Here is an 18,257-nt window from a genome sequence, read left to right as displayed (position 1 = left end):
AGAACACGCGATTGGTGCGGTGAGGATGGCTCGGATTTGGGCAGCGGAAGCATACGCAAGATCGCGTATACTGCACCGCAAAATGCCGACGTAGGCTTTTGGTACGGAATTTGCGAGGGCTCGGCGTCCGTATCGGGAGTGGGGTAAAGCGTGGCAGGGCGGCAGCGAATAGACCGCGTCAGGCGCCAGTACAACCAGTGGGTCGCCAACCAGACGCTGGAGGACTACGCGCTCCGCTTCACCGCCAAGAGCGCGCGCCGCTGGTCCGCCGCGCGGGTCGCCAACACCGCGCTGGGCGCGATCTCGTTCCTGGCGATGGAGGCGATCGGCGGCACCATCACCTTGAACTACGGCGTCACCAATGCGACCGCCGCGATCCTCGTGGTCTCCCTCGTCATCTTCTGCTGCGGCGTGCCGATCGCCTATTATGCCGCCAAATGCGGCATCGACATCGATCTGCTGACCCGCGGCGCCGGCTTCGGCTATATCGGCTCGACCGTGACTTCGCTGATCTACGCGTCCTTCACCTTCATCTTCTTCGCGATCGAAGCGGTGATCCTCGCGTCGGCACTCGAGATGTGCTTCGGGATCCCGCGGCCGATCGGCTATCTCATCAGCGCCGTGGTCATCATCCCCTTAGTGGCCTACGGCATCACACTGATCAGCCGGTTCCAATTGTGGACACAGCCGCTGTGGATCGTGCTTCACATCATTCCGTTCGCGGCGATCGCCTGGCACAATCCGCACTCCTTCGCGGAATGGCGCAAGTTTGCCGGCGAGCACGGCGATCTCAACGGACAGTTCGATCTGTTGCTGTTCGGGGTCGCGGCTTCGGTCGTGTTCTCGCTCGTAGCGCAAATCGGCGAGCAGGTCGACTTCCTGCGCTTTCTGCCGCGCGACCGCCGTGCGTCCAGAGCCTCCTGGTGGCTGGCGCTGATGAGTGCAGGACCGGGCTGGATCGTGCTCGGCGCGCTGAAGTTGCTGGCAGGCTCGTTCCTCGCCTTCTTCGCGCTCAGCCACGGCGTGCCGCCCGAGGAGGCAGCCGAGCCGGCGCACATGTATCTCGAAGCGTTCCGCTACGTGCTGTCCCAACCTGATCTCGCATTGGCCTTGACCGGCACCTTCGTGATCCTGTCGCAGGTGAAGATCAACGTCACCAACGCCTATGCCGGCTCGATCGCGTGGTCGAACTTCTTTTCGCGCCTGACCCACAGCCATCCCGGCCGCGTGGTCTGGCTGGTGTTCAACGTCATCGTGGCGCTGCTGCTGATGGAGATCGGCGTCTACAAGGCGCTGGAGCAGACGCTGGCGCTCTATTCCAACGTCGCAATCGCCTGGGTCGGCGCGCTGGTCGCCGATCTCGTCGTCAACAAGCCGCTGGGCCTGCGGCCGCAGCAGATCGAATTCAAGCGCGCCCATCTCTACGACATCAATCCGGTCGGCGTCGGCGCGATGACGATCGCGACCATCGTCTCCATCAGCGCCTTTTACGGCCTGTTCGGCCCCACCGCGAAGGCACTGTCGGCCTTCATAGCGCTTGCGGTTGCCTTCCTTGCAGCACCGCTGATTGCCTGGGCCACGGACGGCAAATACTACATCGCACGCAAGCCGAAGCGGAGCTGGCAGGACCTCGAGGCGATCCAGTGCTGCATCTGCGAGCACGCGTTCGAGCCGGAGGACATGGCCTCCTGCCCCGCCTATGCCGGGCCGATCTGCTCCCTGTGCTGCTCCCTCGATGCCCGCTGCCACGATCTCTGCAAGCCGCACGCGCGGATCCAGGTGCAGGTATCGGAGACGATGGGCAAGCTGATGCCGCAACCGATCTACGCGCGGATCAACTCGCAGCTCGGCCACTATGTCGGCGTCTTCGCAGTCTCCGCCGGCCTCGTCGCACTGGTGCTCGGCCTGATCTATCTGCAGACATCGGCGAGCGTGCATGGCGAGAACGCACTCGTGTCCGAGGTGCTGTGGAAGGTGTTCTTCTCGCTCAGCATCATCATCGGCGTGGTGGCCTGGCTGTTCGTGCTGGCGCAGCAGAGCCGCCGCGCGGCCGAGGCCGAGACGCGGCGGCAGACCGCGCTGCTGATCCAGGAGATCGACGCCCACAAGCGCACCGACGCCGAGCTCCAGCGCGCCAAGGAGGTCGCCGAATCCGCCAACCTCGCCAAGAGCCGCTATGTCGTCGGCCTCAGCCACGAGCTGCGCTCGCCGCTGAATGCGATCAGCGGCTATGCCCAGTTGCTGGAGCAGGATGCGACGCTGAGCACGAAGCCGCGCGACCAGGTCCGCGTGGTCCGCCGCAGCGCCGACCATCTCTCCGGCCTGATCGACGGCATTCTGGACATCTCCAAGATCGAGGCGGGACGGCTGTATCTGTCGCGCGACGAGGTGCGGCTCAGCGAATTCCTCGACCAGCTGGTCGGCATGTTCCGGCTGCAGGCCGCCGCCAAGGGCATCGACTTCGTATTCCGGCGGCCACCACACCTGCCGCTCGTGGTCTATGCCGACGAGAAGCGGCTGCGCCAGGTGCTGATCAACCTGCTCTCCAACGCGATCAAGTTCACCCAGACCGGCAGCGTTCAGTTCGTCGTGCACTATCGCAGCCCCGTTGCCGAGTTCGAAGTGATCGACACCGGCCCCGGCATCCAGGGCGACGATCTCGAACGCATTTTTGCACCGTTCGAGCGCGGCGCACTTGGTGTCTCGCAGCCACAGACCGGCACGGGCCTTGGGCTCACCATCAGCCGACTGCTCGCCGGCGTGATGGGCGGCGACATCAAGGTGTTGAGTACGGTCGGCAACGGCAGCACCTTCAAGGTGAAGATGCTGCTGTCGGAGGTCACCAATCCCCAGCGCATCGCGCCGGTGGAGGCCCCGATCTCCGGCTATCACGGCGCGCGCAAGACCATCCTCATCACCGACGACGATCCCGTGCATCGCGACCTCCTGCGCGAGGTTCTGACCCCGCTCGGCTTTATCCTGCTCAGCGCGCCCGATGGTCCCGGCTGCCTCGCGCTGGCGCAGCATTGCCGGCCCGATTTGTTCCTGCTCGACATCTCAATGCCCACCATGGACGGCTGGACCGTGGCGGAGGCCTTGCGCGCCAGCGGCCACCACCAGGCGCGCATCCTGATGGTGTCGGCAAGCGCGTTGGAGGCTCACGGAGCGCCGCTGGCACAGACCTTCCACGACGGCTATCTGATGAAGCCGATCGACATCCCGCGGCTGCTGGAGACGATCCGCCAGCTTCTCAGGATCGAATGGCAATACGGCCCGGACGAGATCGCGGTGTCGTTCTGGCGCCCCGAAAGCGGATCGAGGCCGCCAGCGCGGCACATCGAGGCTCTGATCGGGCTCGGCCAGATCGGCTACGTCAAGGGCATCCAATTGAAGCTGGACGAGATCGGCAGTGAGCATCCGGAGCATGCCGACTTCGTCGCGCAGATGCGATCCCTCGTCGATCGCTTCGATCTCGACCAGTACATGGCCACATTGAAGACGTTGCATGCGCATGAACATTGAACCGAAGAAGCGCGACATCGCGCTCGTTGTGGACGATTCCCCGGAGACGTTGCGGCTCCTCACCGACGCGCTTGACGGCGCCGGCATGACGGTCATGGTGGCACTCGACGGCGCCGCCGCGATGCGCATCGTCGACCAGATCACCCCCGACATCGTTCTGCTTGATGCCGTGATGCCCGGTATCGACGGCTTCGAGACCTGCCGCCGGCTCAAGCGCGATGCGGATCTTGCCAATGTCCCCGTGATCTTCATGACGGGTCTCGCCGAAACCGAGCACATCGTGCGCGGGCTGGAGGCCGGCGGCGTCGACTACGTGACGAAGCCGATCGTGATCGAGGAGATGCTGGCACGCATCCGCGTCCATCTCGGCAACGCCCGCCTGACGCAGAGTGCACGCGCCGCGCTCGACGTCTCCGGCCGTTTCCTGTTCGCGGTCAACCGCCAGGGCCATCTGCTATGGGCGACGCCGCAGGCGCAGAAGCTGCTGTCCGACCACCAGGGCGCGCAGGCCGACGACTTCGTCCTGTCGCCGGCACTGCTGCAATGGCTGGAGCAGGCCAAGGTCAAGGGCAGCTCGAAGTCTCAGGCGATCTCTTTGCCGGACAATCCGCAGCTCCGGCTCTTCTACATGGGCGAAACCGCGCCGAACGAGTTTCTGCTGCGGCTCTCCAGGGAATCCGGCACCACGCTGCCGGCCGAGTTCACCAGCGAGCTCGGCCTCACCACCCGGGAAGGCGAGGTGCTGGCCTGGCTCAGCAAGGGCAAGACCAACCGCGATATCGCACAGATTTTGGGACTGAGCCCGCGCACGGTCGACAAGCATCTGGAGCAGATCTACGCCAAGCTCGGCGTGGAGAACCGGACCGCGGCGGCAGCGATTGCGACGAATGCGACGCGACGAAATTCGTGAGCTGCGGTGTGGGTGTGTTGAGACGCCCCTGACTCAAATTCCGATGTCGTCCCGGACAAGCGCGCCCTTAAGCGCGCGCAGATCCGGGACCCATAGCCACAGGGAGCAGTTTGGCGAAGACTCGGAGTGAACAGCTCGCTCCATAACCACTCCCTGTGGTTATGGGTCCCGGGTTCGCTTCGCGCCCCGGGACGACAGTTGTGTGTGAGGTGAGCGTTACCGCCCCTCACAGGAGCCTTCAGCCACGCATTCCTTCACCCGTAGACGAACGCCTTGTCATCCAGATCCGTCTTCGGGATCTCGTCCTTCTCGGTCCAGTAATCCTGGCTGTGCTGCCATTCCGGCTTGTCGCCGCGCTTGGGCAGCAGGTTCATGTTGCGCATCATGTAGCCCGGGTTGAAGTTCTCCGGATCGATCCAGGGCAGGATCGGCATGTTGTGGTCTTCGGGGCGAAGCCTGACCTCGACCTTCTTCTTGCCCTTGGCCTTCATATGGCCGAGCAGCCGGCAGACGAAGTCCGCGACCAGATCGACGCGAAGCGTCCAGCTGGCGCGGAAATAGCCGAACACCCAGACCAGGTTCGGGACGCCCGTGAACATCATGCCGCGATAGGTGACGGTGTCGCCGAACGCCAGTGGCTTGCCGTCGATCTCGAAGGCGATATCGCCGAGCGCGGCGAGGTTGAAGCCGGTCGCGGTGACGATGATGTCGGCCTCCAGCACCTTCCCTGATTTGAGCTGGATGCCGTTCTCGACGAAACATTCGATCTCGTCGGTGACGACGGACGCCTTGCCGCTGGCGATGCCCTTGAACAGGTCCGCATCCGGCACGAAGGCGATGCGCTGCCGCCATGGCCGGTAGGTCGGCGTGAAATGCTTTTCGACGTCGTAATCGGGGCCGAGCACCGCGCTGATCTGGCCGATCAGCTCCTTCTTGACCTGCTCCGGCTTGGAGACGCAGAGCTTCGTGAAGGCATCCTGCTCGAACAGAATTTTCCGCCGGACAATCTCGTGGATCCAGGCCTCGTCGACCTGGAGCCGGCGCAGCTCCTCCGCGATCTCGATGGCGTTGCGGCCGAGCCGGAAATAGGTCGGCGAGCGCTGCAGCATGGTGACATGCGCGCATTTGTCCGCGATGTTCGGCACCAGCGTCGCCGCGGTGGCGCCCGAGCCGATCACGACGACCTTCTTGTTGGTGAGGTCGATATCGTCGGGCCAGGTCTGGGGATGAACGATGCGGCCCTCGAAGCGATCCATGCCCTTCCATTCGGGCGTGTAGCCTTCCGAATGGCGGTAATAGCCCTGGCACATCCAGAGGAAGTTCGCGGTGAAGGTCTTTGCCTCGCCCGTGTCGGTCGTCGTCGCCTCGATGGTCCAGAGATTCTGCTCGCTCGACCAGCTCGCGGAATTGATCTTGTGCCCGTAGCGAATGTGCCGGGCGATATCGTTGTCGTCGATCACCTCTTTCATATAGGAGAGGATTTCCTCGGCGGTCGCGATGGGCGGGCCGACCCAGGGCTTGAAGCTGTAGCCGAAAGTGTGGAGATCGCTGTCGGAGCGGATGCCGGGATAGCGATGCGTGCTCCAGGTGCCGCCGAAGGTTTCCTGCGTTTCCAGGATGACGTAGCTCGTGCCCGGCAGCTGCTTCTCGATGTGATAGGCGCTGCCGATGCCGGAGATGCCGGCGCCGACGATCAGCACGTCGAAATGTTCGGAAGCTTGCTTGGTGGCGGCGTGACCGCGAACAGCGACATTCATTGTTGCTTCTATGCCTTGGTTGTCTTGTGGCCGCCCTTGACGGACGACGCGTTTCCTCCGCGGCATGATCACCCGCCGCGCTTCAGCTTCAAAATGACATAGATCAAGTCGCGGTCAAATCACAGCGCCGCACCCCAGCTCCGCGCGGTCTGCAAGATCCAGTCGCGATAGAGCGTGAGCGGCGTGACGCCGGTCAGGCCGCCGCAGCCATCGCCGGCGTTCGGTCCTGTCGCCCAGCTGATGACGCCCACAAGCACGGCGCCGTTCGGTTTGTCCTCGAACACGGGACCGCCGGAATCGCCGGTACAAGCGCCAATTCCGTCGCGAACACCGTTGGTTACGGGATCGACGAGGCGGATCTGAAGCGTGCCGGGCTGGCCCGTGACGACGAGGCCCGCGACGCGCGTGGTCCCGCCGCTCCTGCCATCACCGCGCACGGTGACACCGGTACCGGCGATGACAAAACGGCTGCCGACCCGGATTGGAATATTCGGTGCGCCGACCGGCACCGCCGATTTTCCCTTAAGTGGAATTTCCAGTTGCAGCAGCGCCACGTCTGCGCCGGCGCGATGGACCTGCGCCTTGTAGCCCGGGTGGATCGCGATGGTGCGCACGTTCAGCAATTGCGGTGCGCCACCGCTTTGATCGACGATCTTGTAGTCCGCGCCCGGCTGCACGCAGTGAGCGCCGGTCAAGACGATCTTCGGCGCGATCAGAGTGCCGGTGCAGGAATTGCCGCGCGAGCCGACGATGGTGACGACCGCGCGCGCGACGCCGTCGGTCTGCGGCGTGCCGCCACCGACGATGGCATGAGCGGGCGTCGCGAGCATCGCGGCTGCAATGAGAATGGCAAGCTTCTTCATGGGAACACGCTTCGTGATTGGCGCCGGCAGATTGCTTCGGACTGGTCCTTGCCGATAGCGCATGCTAGCCCTCTTGGAAAGCAATTGACGAGGGTGGGATCTTGACGATCGAGGCGGTGATCTTTGATTTTGGCGGCGTGCTGACGAGTTCGCCGTTCGAGGCGTTCACGCGGTTCGAGACCGAACGCGGCCTGCCCGCTGACATCATCCGGCGCACCAACGCCGCCAACCATCTCGAAAACGCCTGGGCCAAGTTCGAGCGCGCCGAGGTCGACATCGAGACGTTCGATCGGCTGTTTGCCGCGGAGTCGCTGGCCCTCGGCGCCGAGGTGCGCGGCCGCGAGGTGCTGCCGCTGCTGCAGGGCGATCTGCGCCCCGAGATGGTCGAAGCCCTGAAGCGCATCAAGGCGCAATTCAAGACCGGCTGCATCACCAACAACCTCCCGTTCAACGCGATCGGCAGCCTGACAGGGCGCTCGCTGTACATCGCCGAGGTCATGGTGCTGTTCGATCATGTGATCGAATCCGCCAAGATCGGCCTGCGCAAGCCCGACCCGCGCATTTACAAGATGATGGTGGAGACGCTGAAGGTCGATCCCGCCAAGTGCGTTTATCTCGACGATCTCGGCGTCAATCTGAAACCCGCGCGCGAGATGGGCATGACCACGATCAAGGTGGCGAGCGGCGCGCAGGCGATTGCTGAACTCGAGGCGGCGACGGGGCTGAAGCTGGGGTAGCTCGCAATTGCCGTAGGGTGGGCAAAGCGAAAGCGTGCCCACCTCCAGCAGATGGTGGGCACGGCGCTTCCGCGCCTTTGCCCACCCTACGAGACCTATTCCGCCGCGGCGGCGATGCGCTCGGGAAACGCCGCCGCGAGCGAGGCACGATCCGGCCTCAGCACGCCGCGCTCCGTGATCAGCCCTGTGACCAGCCGCGCCGGTGTCACATCGAAGGCGTAATTCGCCACCGGCGAGCCCTCGGGCACGATGCGCACCGTCTCCAGCCGTCCGTCAGCGGTGCGACCGGTCATGTCGGTGACCTCAACGCCGCTGCGCTGCTCGATTGGAATGTCGCGGATGCCGTCATCGACGGCGAAATCGATCGTCGGCGACGGCAGCGCGACGTAGAACGGCACGCCATTGTCATGCGCGGCGAGCGCCTTCAGGTACGTGCCGATCTTGTTGCAGACATCGCCATTGGCGGCGACGCGGTCGGTGCCGACGATGGCGAGGTCGACCATGCCGTGCTGCATCAGGTGGCCGCCGGTGTTGTCGGGAATCACGGTGTGCGGGACGCCGTGGTGACCAAGCTCCCAGGCGGTGAGCGAGGCGCCCTGGTTGCGCGGACGGGTCTCGTCGACCCAGACATGGATCTTGATGCCGCGCTCATGCGCGAGATAGATCGGCGCCGTCGCGGTGCCCCAGTCGACGGTGGCGAGCCAGCCGGCATTGCAATGCGTCAGCACGTTGATCGTTTCGCCCGGCTTTTTCGCCGCGATCGCCTCGATCAGCTTCAAGCCATTGTCCGCGATGCCGCGGTTGATCTCGACGTCCTGCTCGACGATCTCGTCGGCGCGCGCGTAGGCCGCCTCGGCCCGCTCCAGCGGATCGATCGGCGCGAGCGCCAGGCGCATCTCGTCCAGCGCCCATTTCAGATTGATCGCCGTCGGCCGCGCCACAATGAGCGTATCGTAGGCGCGTTTCAGGCCGGCGTCGGAGGCGTCTTCGCGCATCGCGAGCGCCATGCCATAGGCCGCGGTGGCGCCGATCAGCGGCGCGCCGCGGACCAGCATGTCGCGGATTGCAACGGCCGCGTCGTCGCAAGAGGTCAGCTTCGCGACGACGAATTCGTGCGGCAGCCGGCGCTGGTCGATCGCTCCGACCGACCAGCCGTCGCGTTCGCGCCAGATGCTGCGGAAATGCTTGCCGTCGACCTTCATGGCGTCATGCCTTTTCGTTCTTCGTCCTTTTCGTATTTCGCCTTGCGCCTCAACCGCGCAGGATGCGCCCGGCCACCGCGTCGAGCTTCTTCAGAAGCTCGGGATCGCGCGCTTCGGGCGCCGTGATCAACGCGGTGTCGAGCGCGCGGTCCGAGCCGATCGGGCACGGCTCGTGCTCGCGCGGAAAATCCTTTGCCAGCCGTGCCACCAGCGCCTTCGCTCTGTCCGCATTGGACGTCAACACGCGGATGATGTCCTGCACGGTGACGGCGTCGTGATCGGGATGCCAGCAATCGAAATCCGTCACCATCGCGACCGTCGCGTAACAGATTTCCGCCTCGCGCGCGAGCTTCGCTTCGGGCATGTTGGTCATGCCGATCACGGAGTAACCCGCCGTCTTGTAGGTCATGCTCTCCGCATAGGTGGAAAATTGCGGGCCTTCCATGCAGACGTAAGTGCCGCCGCGTGCAATCGCGATGCCTTCGGCTTCAGCGGCGGCGGCGAGATGAATGCGCAGTCGCGGCGAGACCGGATGCGCCATCGAGACATGCGCAACGCAGCCCCGCCCGAAGAACGAGCTCTCACGCTTGTGGGTGCGGTCGACGAACTGGTCGACGAGCACGAAAGTTCCGGGCGGGAGTTCCTCCTTGAAGGAGCCGCAGGCCGACAGCGAGATCAGGTCGGTGACACCGGCGCGCTTGAGCACGTCGATATTGGCGCGATAGTTGATGTCGGAGGGCGACAGACGATGGCCCTTGTCGTGCCGCGGCAGGAACACGATCGGCAGGCCGGCGATGCTGCCGCGCCTCAACGGAGCCGACGGCTCGCCCCAGGGGCTGCCGATCGCCTCTTCGCGCGCACCCTCGAGACCTGGCAGGTCATAGATGCCCGAGCCGCCGATGATGCCCAATACCGCCTGCGTCATGCCTGCTCCACCCTGTTCGCCACGTGCGACATGGTTAAGCTATGCCAGTTTTGGGGCGGTTTTGGAACGGGGGTGGGGTGGTGGTGCCGGGGCTGTGAGGGGCGGCAGCGGTTGCCACATTTTCGGTGTCGTCCCTGCCTAGTGCGCAATTGCGCACTAGGCAGGGACGACCCGAAGGAGAGCGATGGCCGCTTAAGCCGCGTTCGCCAGCCGCAGCTGGGTCGCGACCATCCGCTCCAGCGTCTCGACCGACTGGAAATTCTCCGGCGTGATCTCGGACTGCGGAATGGTGAAGTCGAACTCGGCTTCGACGCCGAGCATCAGATTGACCATGTCCATGGAGGTCAGACCGGCATCGACCAGCTTGGCGGACGGCGTGATAGCCGCGCTGAGCGAATTCTGTTCGAGGATGCCCTTCACCAGCTTGATGATGCGATTACGCAATTCGGTATCAAAGGCCTGCATCGGCAAATTCCCGTCTGTCTGTCAAAGGTCGCACCGGCTTGCCGTTACGATGGGCGCAGCCTGGCGGTCCCGCAATGGGCGACATCAATACTTCGCGTTTGTTAGTAAACGATGACTCAGATTGTCTGGAATTCGTCCCTCTTCCAGATTCCTAACGCGATGCCGGAAAATCGGCAGATGCAAACAACCGGACCTTAACTGTTCGTTCGGAATTGGGCTTTGTTTACCCTCTATTTCATCGACGAATTTGAATTAAATCCGTAGCCTCGTCTCACAAGCAAAGATGGCCGGAAGATCGCTTATGCGGCATCGCAAATGATGCCGGCGATCTCGAACGGCAAACCGGAGGCGGACGAGTATGAACGTGCGTGAAGCAGTCCTCACTGTCGACGAAACGCAAACGAGCTTCCTCGAGCAGGGTCCTTCCCTGATCGAACGTGCCGCCCGGACCGCCGCTGCTGCGGCCGCCGACGCCGACGGCGTCGATCGCGACGCCCGTTTCCCGCACAAGGCTTTCGAGATCGCCCGCGAGCAGAAGCTGCTCGGCGTCATGATCCCGGTCGAGTTCGGCGGCTTCGGCGCCTCGATCCACGACGTCACCGACATCTGCTACACGCTCGGACGCGCCTGCGCCTCGACCGCGATGATCTACGCAATGCACCAGACCAAGGTTGCCTGCATCGTCAGGCACGGCCACGGCATTCCGTGGATGGAAACCATGATGCGCCGGGTCGCCCGCGACCAGTGGCTGCTCGCCTCCTCCACCACCGAAGGCCAGAACGGCGGCAACATCCGCGCCAGCGCCGCCGCCGTCGACCACGCCGGCGACACCGTTTCGCTGGTGCGCGACGCCACCGTGATCTCCTACGGCGCCGAAGCCGACGGTCTCGTCACCATCGCGCGCCGTGCCACCAACGCCGCGGCTTCCGACCAGGTGCTGCTGGCGCTCGCCAAGGACGACTATTCACTGAAGCAGACCCAGGGCTGGGAAACGCTCGGCATGCGCGGCACCTGCTCGACCGGCTTCGAGCTGAAGGTCGATTGCCCCGCCGACCGCGTCTTCCCGGAGGCCTACGACAAGATCCACGCCCAGACCATGACGCCGTTCGCGCATCTGTGCTGGTCCTCGGCCTGGGCCGGCATCGCGGCCGCGGCCGTGACCCGCGCGCAGGCCTTCATCCGCAAGGCGGCCCGCACGTCCGGCGGTCAGATGCCGCCCGCTGCGGCACATTTCACTGCGGCCAAGATGTCGTTGGCCAAGCTTCGCGCGCTGATTTCGGCCAACATCGACGCCTTCTCCCGCGCAGAGCATGACGAACGCGCGCTGAGCTCGCTCGACTTCCAGTCCTCGATCACGCTTCTGAAGGTCCAGGCCTCCGAGCTCGCGGTCGAGACCGTGATGCATGCGATGCGCACCGCAGGCCTCTCCGGCTACCGCAACGACGGCGAGTTCACCATGGGCCGGCACCTGCGCGACGTGCTGTCGTCCCCGATCATGATCAACAACGACCGTATTCTGGCCAACGCTGCGACATCGACCCTGATGAGCGGCGTGCCGTCAAGCCTTCACGACTAAGCGCCTTGCGACTGAACCAACAAGAACAATTTTGAGAATAGCAGGACATCGCCATGACCATTGCCGTCCTTCCCGACTCGCCCGCGACCGCGCCGCAGATGATCGATCCGCTCGATCATCTCGCCGACAAGCTGTTCCATCGCATGGGCGCCGACGGCGTCTATGCCCGCACCGCGCTCTATGAAGGCGTCGTCGACAAGCTGGCCGCGCTGATCACCGGCCATCGCGAGGCCGGCACCGAAGTGATGCGCTTCCCGCCGGTGATGAGCCGGGCCCAGCTGGAGAAATCCGGCTACCTCAAGAGCTTCCCGAACCTGCTCGGCTGCGTCTGCGGCCTGCACGGGACCGAGCGCGAGATCAACGCCGCCGTGAGCCGCTTCGATGCCGGCGGCGACTGGACCAGTTCGTTGTCGCCGGCCGACCTCGTGCTGTCTCCGGCCGCCTGTTATCCGGTCTATCCGATCGCGGCGAGCCGTGGCCAATTGCCGAAGGGCGGCCTGCGCTTCGACGTCGCCGCCGACTGCTTCCGCCGCGAGCCGTCGAAGCATCTCGACCGGCTGCAATCGTTCCGGATGCGCGAATATGTCTGCATCGGCACCCCCGACGACGTCGCCGATTTCCGCGAGCGCTGGATGGTGCGCGCGCAGAAGATCGCGACCGATCTCGGCCTCACCTTCCGCGTCGACTATGCCAGCGACCCGTTCTTCGGCCGCGTCGGCCAGATGAAGGCGGTGAGCCAGAAGCAGCAGCAACTCAAGTTCGAGCTCCTCATCCCGCTGCGCTCGGAAGAGCAGCCGACGGCCTGCATGAGCTTCAACTATCACCGCGAGCATTTCGGCACGACCTGGGGCATTCAGGACGCCCATGGCGAGCCGGCGCACACCGGCTGCGTCGCCTTCGGCATGGACCGGCTCGCAGTCGCCATGTTCCACACCCACGGCACCGACCTCTCCGCCTGGCCCGCCAAGGTGCGGGACGTCCTGGGCCTGCAGCCGCTGGTTGCGGCCGATGCGCATGTCGAAGGCTGGCGCTAACCAAAGGGGCCTGTCATTTCCACGGGTAAGACGAGCGTGATCCATACCAAGGTCAGATGCCGCGAGATCACCGAGTCCGACGCAGAGGCGGTCGCGGACTTGCTGACGCGCGGCTTCGTGGGCCGCTCGCGCAACTATTGGATCCAGGGTCTGCGCCGACAGGCGTTCCGGTCCGTTCCGGAAGGCTATCCGCGCTTCGGCTACATGCTCGACAACGAAGGCACGCCGGTCGGCGTGCTGCTGCTGATCTACACGGCCCGCAAGAATGGCGAGGAGACCGCCGTCCAGTGCAATTTGTCGAGCTGGTATGTCGATCCGGCCTTCCGCAACTACGCTCCGCTGCTGACCAAGATCGCCCAGCGGCACAAGGACGTGACCTATTTCAACATCAGCCCGGCGCCGTGGACCTGGCCGATCATCGAGACCCAGGGCTTTCGCGCCTATTGTCGCGGCATATTCTTCTCGGTCCCCGCACTGGCGCGCGTTCCGCGCTGGAGCGAGATCGAGGTCATCTCGCCTCACGCCAAGACGATCGAGGGGCTTTCCGACTCCGAGACCGAGTTGCTGACGCGGCATGCGCGGTACAATTGCCTCAGCCTCGTCTGCCGCACGCCGAAGGGAACATTTCCCTTCATTCTGCAACCGGTGCGGATCCGCCGCGGCTTCCTTGCCCCCCCGGCGATGAAGCTGATCTATTGCCGGAACGCGGCGGAATATGCCGCCTGCGCCGGCCGTATCGGCCGGCTGCTGCTTCGGCTCGGCAAGCTCGCGGTGGCCATCGATACCAATGGGCCGATTCCCGGCCTTGTCGGTTTCTACACCGAGCGGCGCGGCCGCAAATATTTCAAGGGCCCGCACCGGCCGCAGCTCGGCGACCTCACCGATACTGAGCTCGTGCTGTACGGGCCGTAGGACGGCGGTCGGGCCAAGACCAAACCGTCGTCCCTGCCTAGTGCGCAATTGCGCACTAGGCAGGGACGACACCTCATTTGACGCGCGCTGATGGCCAACTCTTGCAGGCACCTCAGCAATCAGGACGCGCTCTCCATCGCCGGTCACCCTCCGTAAACTACTGCGCTTAAGGGAATTTTCCCGCCTCTTCGCTACCCTCGGTGGCTGAATTAGGTTGCGTTAAGTCTATTGCTCGCCGAGATCCCGCCGATCCCATGATTTCGACCCGCGACAACGAGCTTGGTGCACGCCGCGAGCAGGGCCCGGAAGCCCTGGTCGCGTTGAGCCAGCTTGCGCTCGACCACATGGAACAAGGCGTCTGCGTCTACGACGCCGACAACCGGATCGTTCTGGTTAACCATCGGTACCTGTCCCTGTTCGACATGTCGGCCGACATCGTGCGGGTGGGCACGAGCTACCGCGACGTGCTCGCGCACAGCGCCGGACGCGGCAACTTTCCGGAAAGCGAGCTCGACGCGCTCTATTCGACGCGGATCGCGCAGATCGCTGGGGGAAAGCCATTCCGGACCGAGCAGCGGCTGGCGACCGGCCTCGTCATGTCGCTCGAGCTGAAGCCGCTTCCCGGCGGCGGCTGGATGACGATCTGCGACGATGTCACCCGCCTCGCCCGGCTCGAAGCGGAATTGCGCGTGCAGACCGAGCGCAGCCAACACGCGCTCTCGAACATGTCGCACGGCCTCATCATGTACGATGCCGACAGCCACGTCGTCGTCTGCAACGAGCGTTTCCTGAAACTCTACAACCTCGATCCCCAGATCGTGAAGCCGGGGGCTTCACACCGTACGGTGCTCGACCATTGGGTGGCGCGCGGCAATTTGCCGGGCATGCCGACCGACGAATTCCATAACTCCAGGCTGGAGGACGTGCGCGCCAGACGGGCGAAAGCGCTGCTGGTGATGCGTTACGACGGACGCATGGTGCAGACCGTCTCCCGTTTCCTGCCCGACGGCGGCTGGGTGACCGTGCACGAGGACGTCACGGAGCGGCTGCAATACGAGGAAACGCTGAGGCAGCAGAACTTCATCCTCGATGCAGCGCTCGAGAACATGGCGCACGGGCTCGCCTTCTACGACAGCGACATGCGCCTTCGTGTCTGCAACACCACCTATCGCAAGATCTACCTGCTGTCGCCGGAGGAGACCAGGCCCGGCACGCATCTTTCCGAATTGATCGAGCGCTCGATGGAGAACGGCGCGTTCGCATCGGAGTACAGCCCGCAGCAAATCCTCGAAGCCGCCAGCGCGCGGATCGCGAACCGCGATTGCTCGCCGATGCGGCGGAGGATGTCGAACGACACCGTGATCTCGGTGCGCTATTGCGCATTGGCCGAGGGCGGCTTCGTCGCCACCTATGAGGATATCACCGAGCGGGAACATGCGATCGGAGAGCTGAGCGAACAGTACCGCCGCTTCGACGCAGCGCTGAACAACATGAGCCAGGGCCTGTGCATGCTCGATGCGAGCCTGCACGTGATCGTCTGCAATCGCCGCTATATCGAGATGTACGGCCTGTCGCCTGACGTCGTGAAGCCCGGTGTCTCGATGCGCGAGATCATGGAGCACAGCTGCGAGCTCGGCATCCACCCCAACACGACAGGCGCCAAGCTCTATGCCGACTATGTCGAACGGCTGCGCGAGGGCGAGCACACCTTGCACCGGCATTTGAACGACGGCCGCATCATCAAGCTCAACCACAAGCGCATGGAGCAAGGCGGCTGGGTCGTCACCTACGAGGATGTCACCGAGCGCCACAAGGCCCAGGCCCGCGTCGCGCACATGGCGCGGCACGACTCCCTGACCGACCTGCCCAACCGCACGCTGTTCCGCGAGAAGATGAGCGAGGGGCTGAACCAGGTCGCGATCGCCGGCGGTGCGATGGCGGTGCTGTGCTTCGACCTCGATAATTTCAAGACCGTCAACGACCGGCTCGGCCACGCCGCAGGCGACCGCCTGCTGCGCTGGGTCGCAGCGCGCCTGAAGGAGAATGTCGGCGAACACGACACCGTCGCACGTCTCGGCGGCGACGAGTTCGCCGTCCTGCAGCGCGGACCGCAGCCGCAATCGGCGGAGAAGCTCGCCCGGCGCCTGGTCGAGGTCATCGGCCGTCCGCCGCCGCTGGAAAACCAGTCGATTCACGTCGGCGCCTCCGTCGGCATCGCGATCGCGCCCGATCACGGGCTCGATGCCGACGAGCTGATGAAATGCGCCGACCTCGCGCTGTATCAGGCCAAGGCCAAGGGGCGCGGGGCCTACCAGCTGTTCGAGCCCGAAATGGAGGAAGAGGCGCGCAGCCGGCACGCACTGGAGCAGGATCTGCGCGGCGCGCTGGAAGCGCGCGAATTCCACCTGGTGTTCCAGCCGCAGGTGCGGCTCGATTCGTCGGAGCTCACCGGCTTCGAGGCGCTGCTGCGGTGGAAGCATCCGTCGCGCGGCTTCATCTCGCCGGCCGAGTTCATTCCAATCGCGGAAGAGAACGGACTGATCGTTCCGATCGGCGAATGGGTGTTGCGCAGCGCCTGTGCGACGGCTGCCGCCTGGCCCGGTGTCGCGGTCGCGGTGAACCTGTCGCCGGTGCAATTCCGCTCGCGCGGGCTGGTGGCGATGGTCACAAGCGCGCTGGCCGAAGCGGGTCTGCCGCCGCAGCGGCTCGAGCTCGAGGTCACCGAGACCGCCCTGCTCGACGACAGCGAGGCGACGATCGAGATCCTGCACCAGCTCCGCTCCCTGGGCGTCCGTGTCAGCCTCGACGATTTCGGCGTCGGCTATTCCTCGCTGAGTTACTTGCGCAAGTTTCCGTTCGACCGCATCAAGATCGACCGTTCCTTCGTCGGCACGCTTGGCGAAAGCCCTGAAAGCGTTGCCATCGTCCGCACCATCGCAAGCCTCGGCTCCGTGCTCGGCGTCGAAACGACGGCCGAGGGCGTGGAGACCGAGGAGCAGCTCGACTTCGTGCGCGAATGCGGCTGCACGGCCGTGCAGGGCTATTATTTCGGCAAGCCCTGCCCGGCATCGGAGGTCGGCCGCACCATCGAGACGCTGAACACGGTCCGGCGCGTGGCTTAGCGGCTTCGACACCCTCAAATTCCGCCTCTCGGCACACGAGCAAACGACCAATTGTCGCATGTTCCGGTTCTGCCGGGATTGCTGCACACGCCGCGGCCCGCGGTCCGCGCAATGCGCTTTTCTTCTCCTTCGATTTCGGGAACAATCCTCTCACAAGAACGAAGGACGGCGGCCGCAGGAAGGCCGCCGCGAGGGAGGAATTCCGATGCCGCGATACGGGCTGAAGACGATCGCACTTGCCGCGATGAATGTTGTCATGGGCGCGCTGCTCTCGACGGCTGCCGGTGCGCAGGATTATCCCAGCAAGCCGATCACGCTGATCGTGCCCTGGCCAGCCGGCGGATCGACCGACATCTCGATGCGCGCCATTGCCGACAGCGCTTCGAAGGTGCTGGGACAGCCGATCGTGATCGACAACAAGGCCGGCGGCGGCGGCACGGTGGGACCGGCGACCATGGCGGCCGCCGCGAAGCCGGACGGCTACACCATCTCGCAGATTCCGATCACCGTGTTCCGCCTGCCCTTGATGCAGGACGTGTCGTGGGATCCGGCGAAGGATTTCACCTATATCGTCCATCTCACCGGCTACACTTTCGGTGTGACCACCAGCGCAGAATCGCAGTTCAAGAGCTGGAAGGACGTGGTGGAGTTCGCGAAGGCGAACCCGGGCAAGGTGACCTATGCCACGCCGGGCGCCGGCACCTCGCTGCATATCGGCATGGAGCAGATCGCCGGGATGTCCGGCATCAAGCTGACGCAAGTCCCCTTCAAGGGCGGCGCAGAGACCAACGCCGCGGTGCTGGGGCAGCACACGATGCTCCAGGCGGACTCCACGGGATGGCGACCGCTGGTCGACGCCGGCAAGCTCCGGCTGCTGATGGTGTGGACCGGCGCACGCTCGCCGAACTATCCCGACGTGCCGACGCTGAAGGAGCTCGGCTACCCCATGGTCTATGACTCCCCGTTCGGCATTGCCGGCCCGAAGGGACTCGATCCAAAGATCGTCGCCAAATTGCACGACGCCTTCAAGAAGGCGGTCGAGGATCCGGCCGTCGTGGCCACGCTCGCCAAATACGACATGGTGCCGAACTACAAGAACACCGAGGACTACAAGAAGTTCGTCGTGGAAGTCACCGAGTCCGAGCGCAAGGTGATCGAGACCCTCGGGCTCGCGAAGAAGTAAAGTCTGCTGCCACACGCGATGGCGTCATCCTGAGGTGCGAGCCGCGTTT

Annotated in this window: 13 protein-coding genes; 8 read left to right on the top strand and 5 right to left on the bottom strand. The window is 64.5% G+C overall.

Features of this window, described 5'->3' with window-relative positions:
• Nucleotides 1-150 precede the first annotated feature (150 nt).
• A complete protein-coding gene (locus Q0743_RS18230) occupies nucleotides 151-3,522 on the top strand; it encodes an ATP-binding protein (RefSeq protein ID WP_298242894.1) in 3,372 nt (1,123 codons plus the stop codon).
• Entirely contained in the window at nucleotides 3,506-4,432 is a 927-nt protein-coding gene (locus tag Q0743_RS18225; RefSeq protein WP_298242893.1) for a response regulator, read from the top strand. The genes Q0743_RS18230 and Q0743_RS18225 overlap by 17 nt, the downstream gene beginning before the upstream one ends.
• 254 nt (nucleotides 4,433-4,686) lie before the next feature.
• Here the strand turns inward: Q0743_RS18225 and Q0743_RS18220 are convergent, their stop codons facing one another.
• Nucleotides 4,687-6,189, bottom strand: coding sequence for an NAD(P)/FAD-dependent oxidoreductase (locus Q0743_RS18220; RefSeq protein WP_298242892.1), 1,503 nt, complete (start codon nucleotides 6,187-6,189; stop codon nucleotides 4,687-4,689).
• Between the two features lie 119 nt (nucleotides 6,190-6,308).
• Nucleotides 6,309-7,052 (bottom strand): trypsin-like serine protease, encoded by a 744-nt coding sequence (locus Q0743_RS18215; RefSeq protein WP_298242891.1) that lies wholly within the window; start codon nucleotides 7,050-7,052, stop codon nucleotides 6,309-6,311.
• Between the two features lie 101 nt (nucleotides 7,053-7,153).
• Here Q0743_RS18215 and Q0743_RS18210 point away from each other — a divergent pair, with 101 nt between their 5' ends.
• Nucleotides 7,154-7,789 (top strand): HAD-IA family hydrolase, encoded by a 636-nt coding sequence (locus tag Q0743_RS18210; protein ID WP_298242890.1) that lies wholly within the window; start codon nucleotides 7,154-7,156, stop codon nucleotides 7,787-7,789.
• Between the two features lie 95 nt (nucleotides 7,790-7,884).
• On the opposite strand, the gene mtnA is transcribed toward Q0743_RS18210, so the two are convergent.
• The 3 genes from mtnA to Q0743_RS18195 all read right to left on the bottom strand — a co-directional run bounded on the left by mtnA (nucleotide 7,885) and on the right by Q0743_RS18195 (nucleotide 10,381).
• On the bottom strand, nucleotides 7,885-8,991 hold the full coding sequence (gene mtnA, locus Q0743_RS18205; protein ID WP_298242889.1) for an S-methyl-5-thioribose-1-phosphate isomerase: 1,107 nt from the start codon (nucleotides 8,989-8,991) through the stop codon (nucleotides 7,885-7,887).
• Nucleotides 8,992-9,040: 49 nt separating this feature from the next.
• Entirely contained in the window at nucleotides 9,041-9,916 is an 876-nt protein-coding gene (locus tag Q0743_RS18200; RefSeq protein ID WP_298242888.1) for an S-methyl-5'-thioadenosine phosphorylase, read from the bottom strand.
• A gap of 192 nt (nucleotides 9,917-10,108) precedes the next feature.
• Nucleotides 10,109-10,381, bottom strand: coding sequence for a phosphopantetheine-binding protein (locus Q0743_RS18195; protein WP_298242887.1), 273 nt, complete (start codon nucleotides 10,379-10,381; stop codon nucleotides 10,109-10,111).
• Nucleotides 10,382-10,739: 358 nt separating this feature from the next.
• Between Q0743_RS18195 and Q0743_RS18190 the strand changes: the two genes are divergently transcribed.
• The 5 genes from Q0743_RS18190 (at nucleotide 10,740) to Q0743_RS18170 (ending at nucleotide 18,208) form a co-directional block, all read left to right on the top strand.
• A complete protein-coding gene (locus Q0743_RS18190; RefSeq protein ID WP_298242886.1) occupies nucleotides 10,740-11,957 on the top strand; it encodes an acyl-CoA dehydrogenase family protein in 1,218 nt (405 codons plus the stop codon).
• 53 nt (nucleotides 11,958-12,010) lie between these two features.
• Nucleotides 12,011-12,991 (top strand): amino acid--[acyl-carrier-protein] ligase, encoded by a 981-nt coding sequence (locus tag Q0743_RS18185; protein ID WP_298242885.1) that lies wholly within the window; start codon nucleotides 12,011-12,013, stop codon nucleotides 12,989-12,991.
• Nucleotides 12,992-13,027: 36 nt separating this feature from the next.
• Nucleotides 13,028-13,903 (top strand): acyl-CoA acyltransferase, encoded by an 876-nt coding sequence (locus tag Q0743_RS18180; protein WP_298242884.1) that lies wholly within the window; start codon nucleotides 13,028-13,030, stop codon nucleotides 13,901-13,903.
• A 254-nt stretch (nucleotides 13,904-14,157) separates the two neighbouring features.
• Nucleotides 14,158-17,025 (top strand): PAS-domain containing protein, encoded by a 2,868-nt coding sequence (locus tag Q0743_RS18175; protein WP_298242883.1) that lies wholly within the window; start codon nucleotides 14,158-14,160, stop codon nucleotides 17,023-17,025.
• A 205-nt stretch (nucleotides 17,026-17,230) separates the two neighbouring features.
• Nucleotides 17,231-18,208 (top strand): tripartite tricarboxylate transporter substrate binding protein, encoded by a 978-nt coding sequence (locus tag Q0743_RS18170; RefSeq protein WP_298242882.1) that lies wholly within the window; start codon nucleotides 17,231-17,233, stop codon nucleotides 18,206-18,208.
• The last annotated feature ends 49 nt before the right edge of the window (nucleotides 18,209-18,257 follow it).

The sequence above is a fragment of the uncultured Bradyrhizobium sp. genome (genome assembly GCF_936943645.1).
In the GTDB taxonomy this organism is placed as follows: Bacteria; Pseudomonadota; Alphaproteobacteria; order Rhizobiales; family Xanthobacteraceae; genus Bradyrhizobium.
The sequence above is the reverse complement of the archived record's forward strand: the minus strand, read 5'-3'. Positions and strand labels throughout refer to the sequence as shown.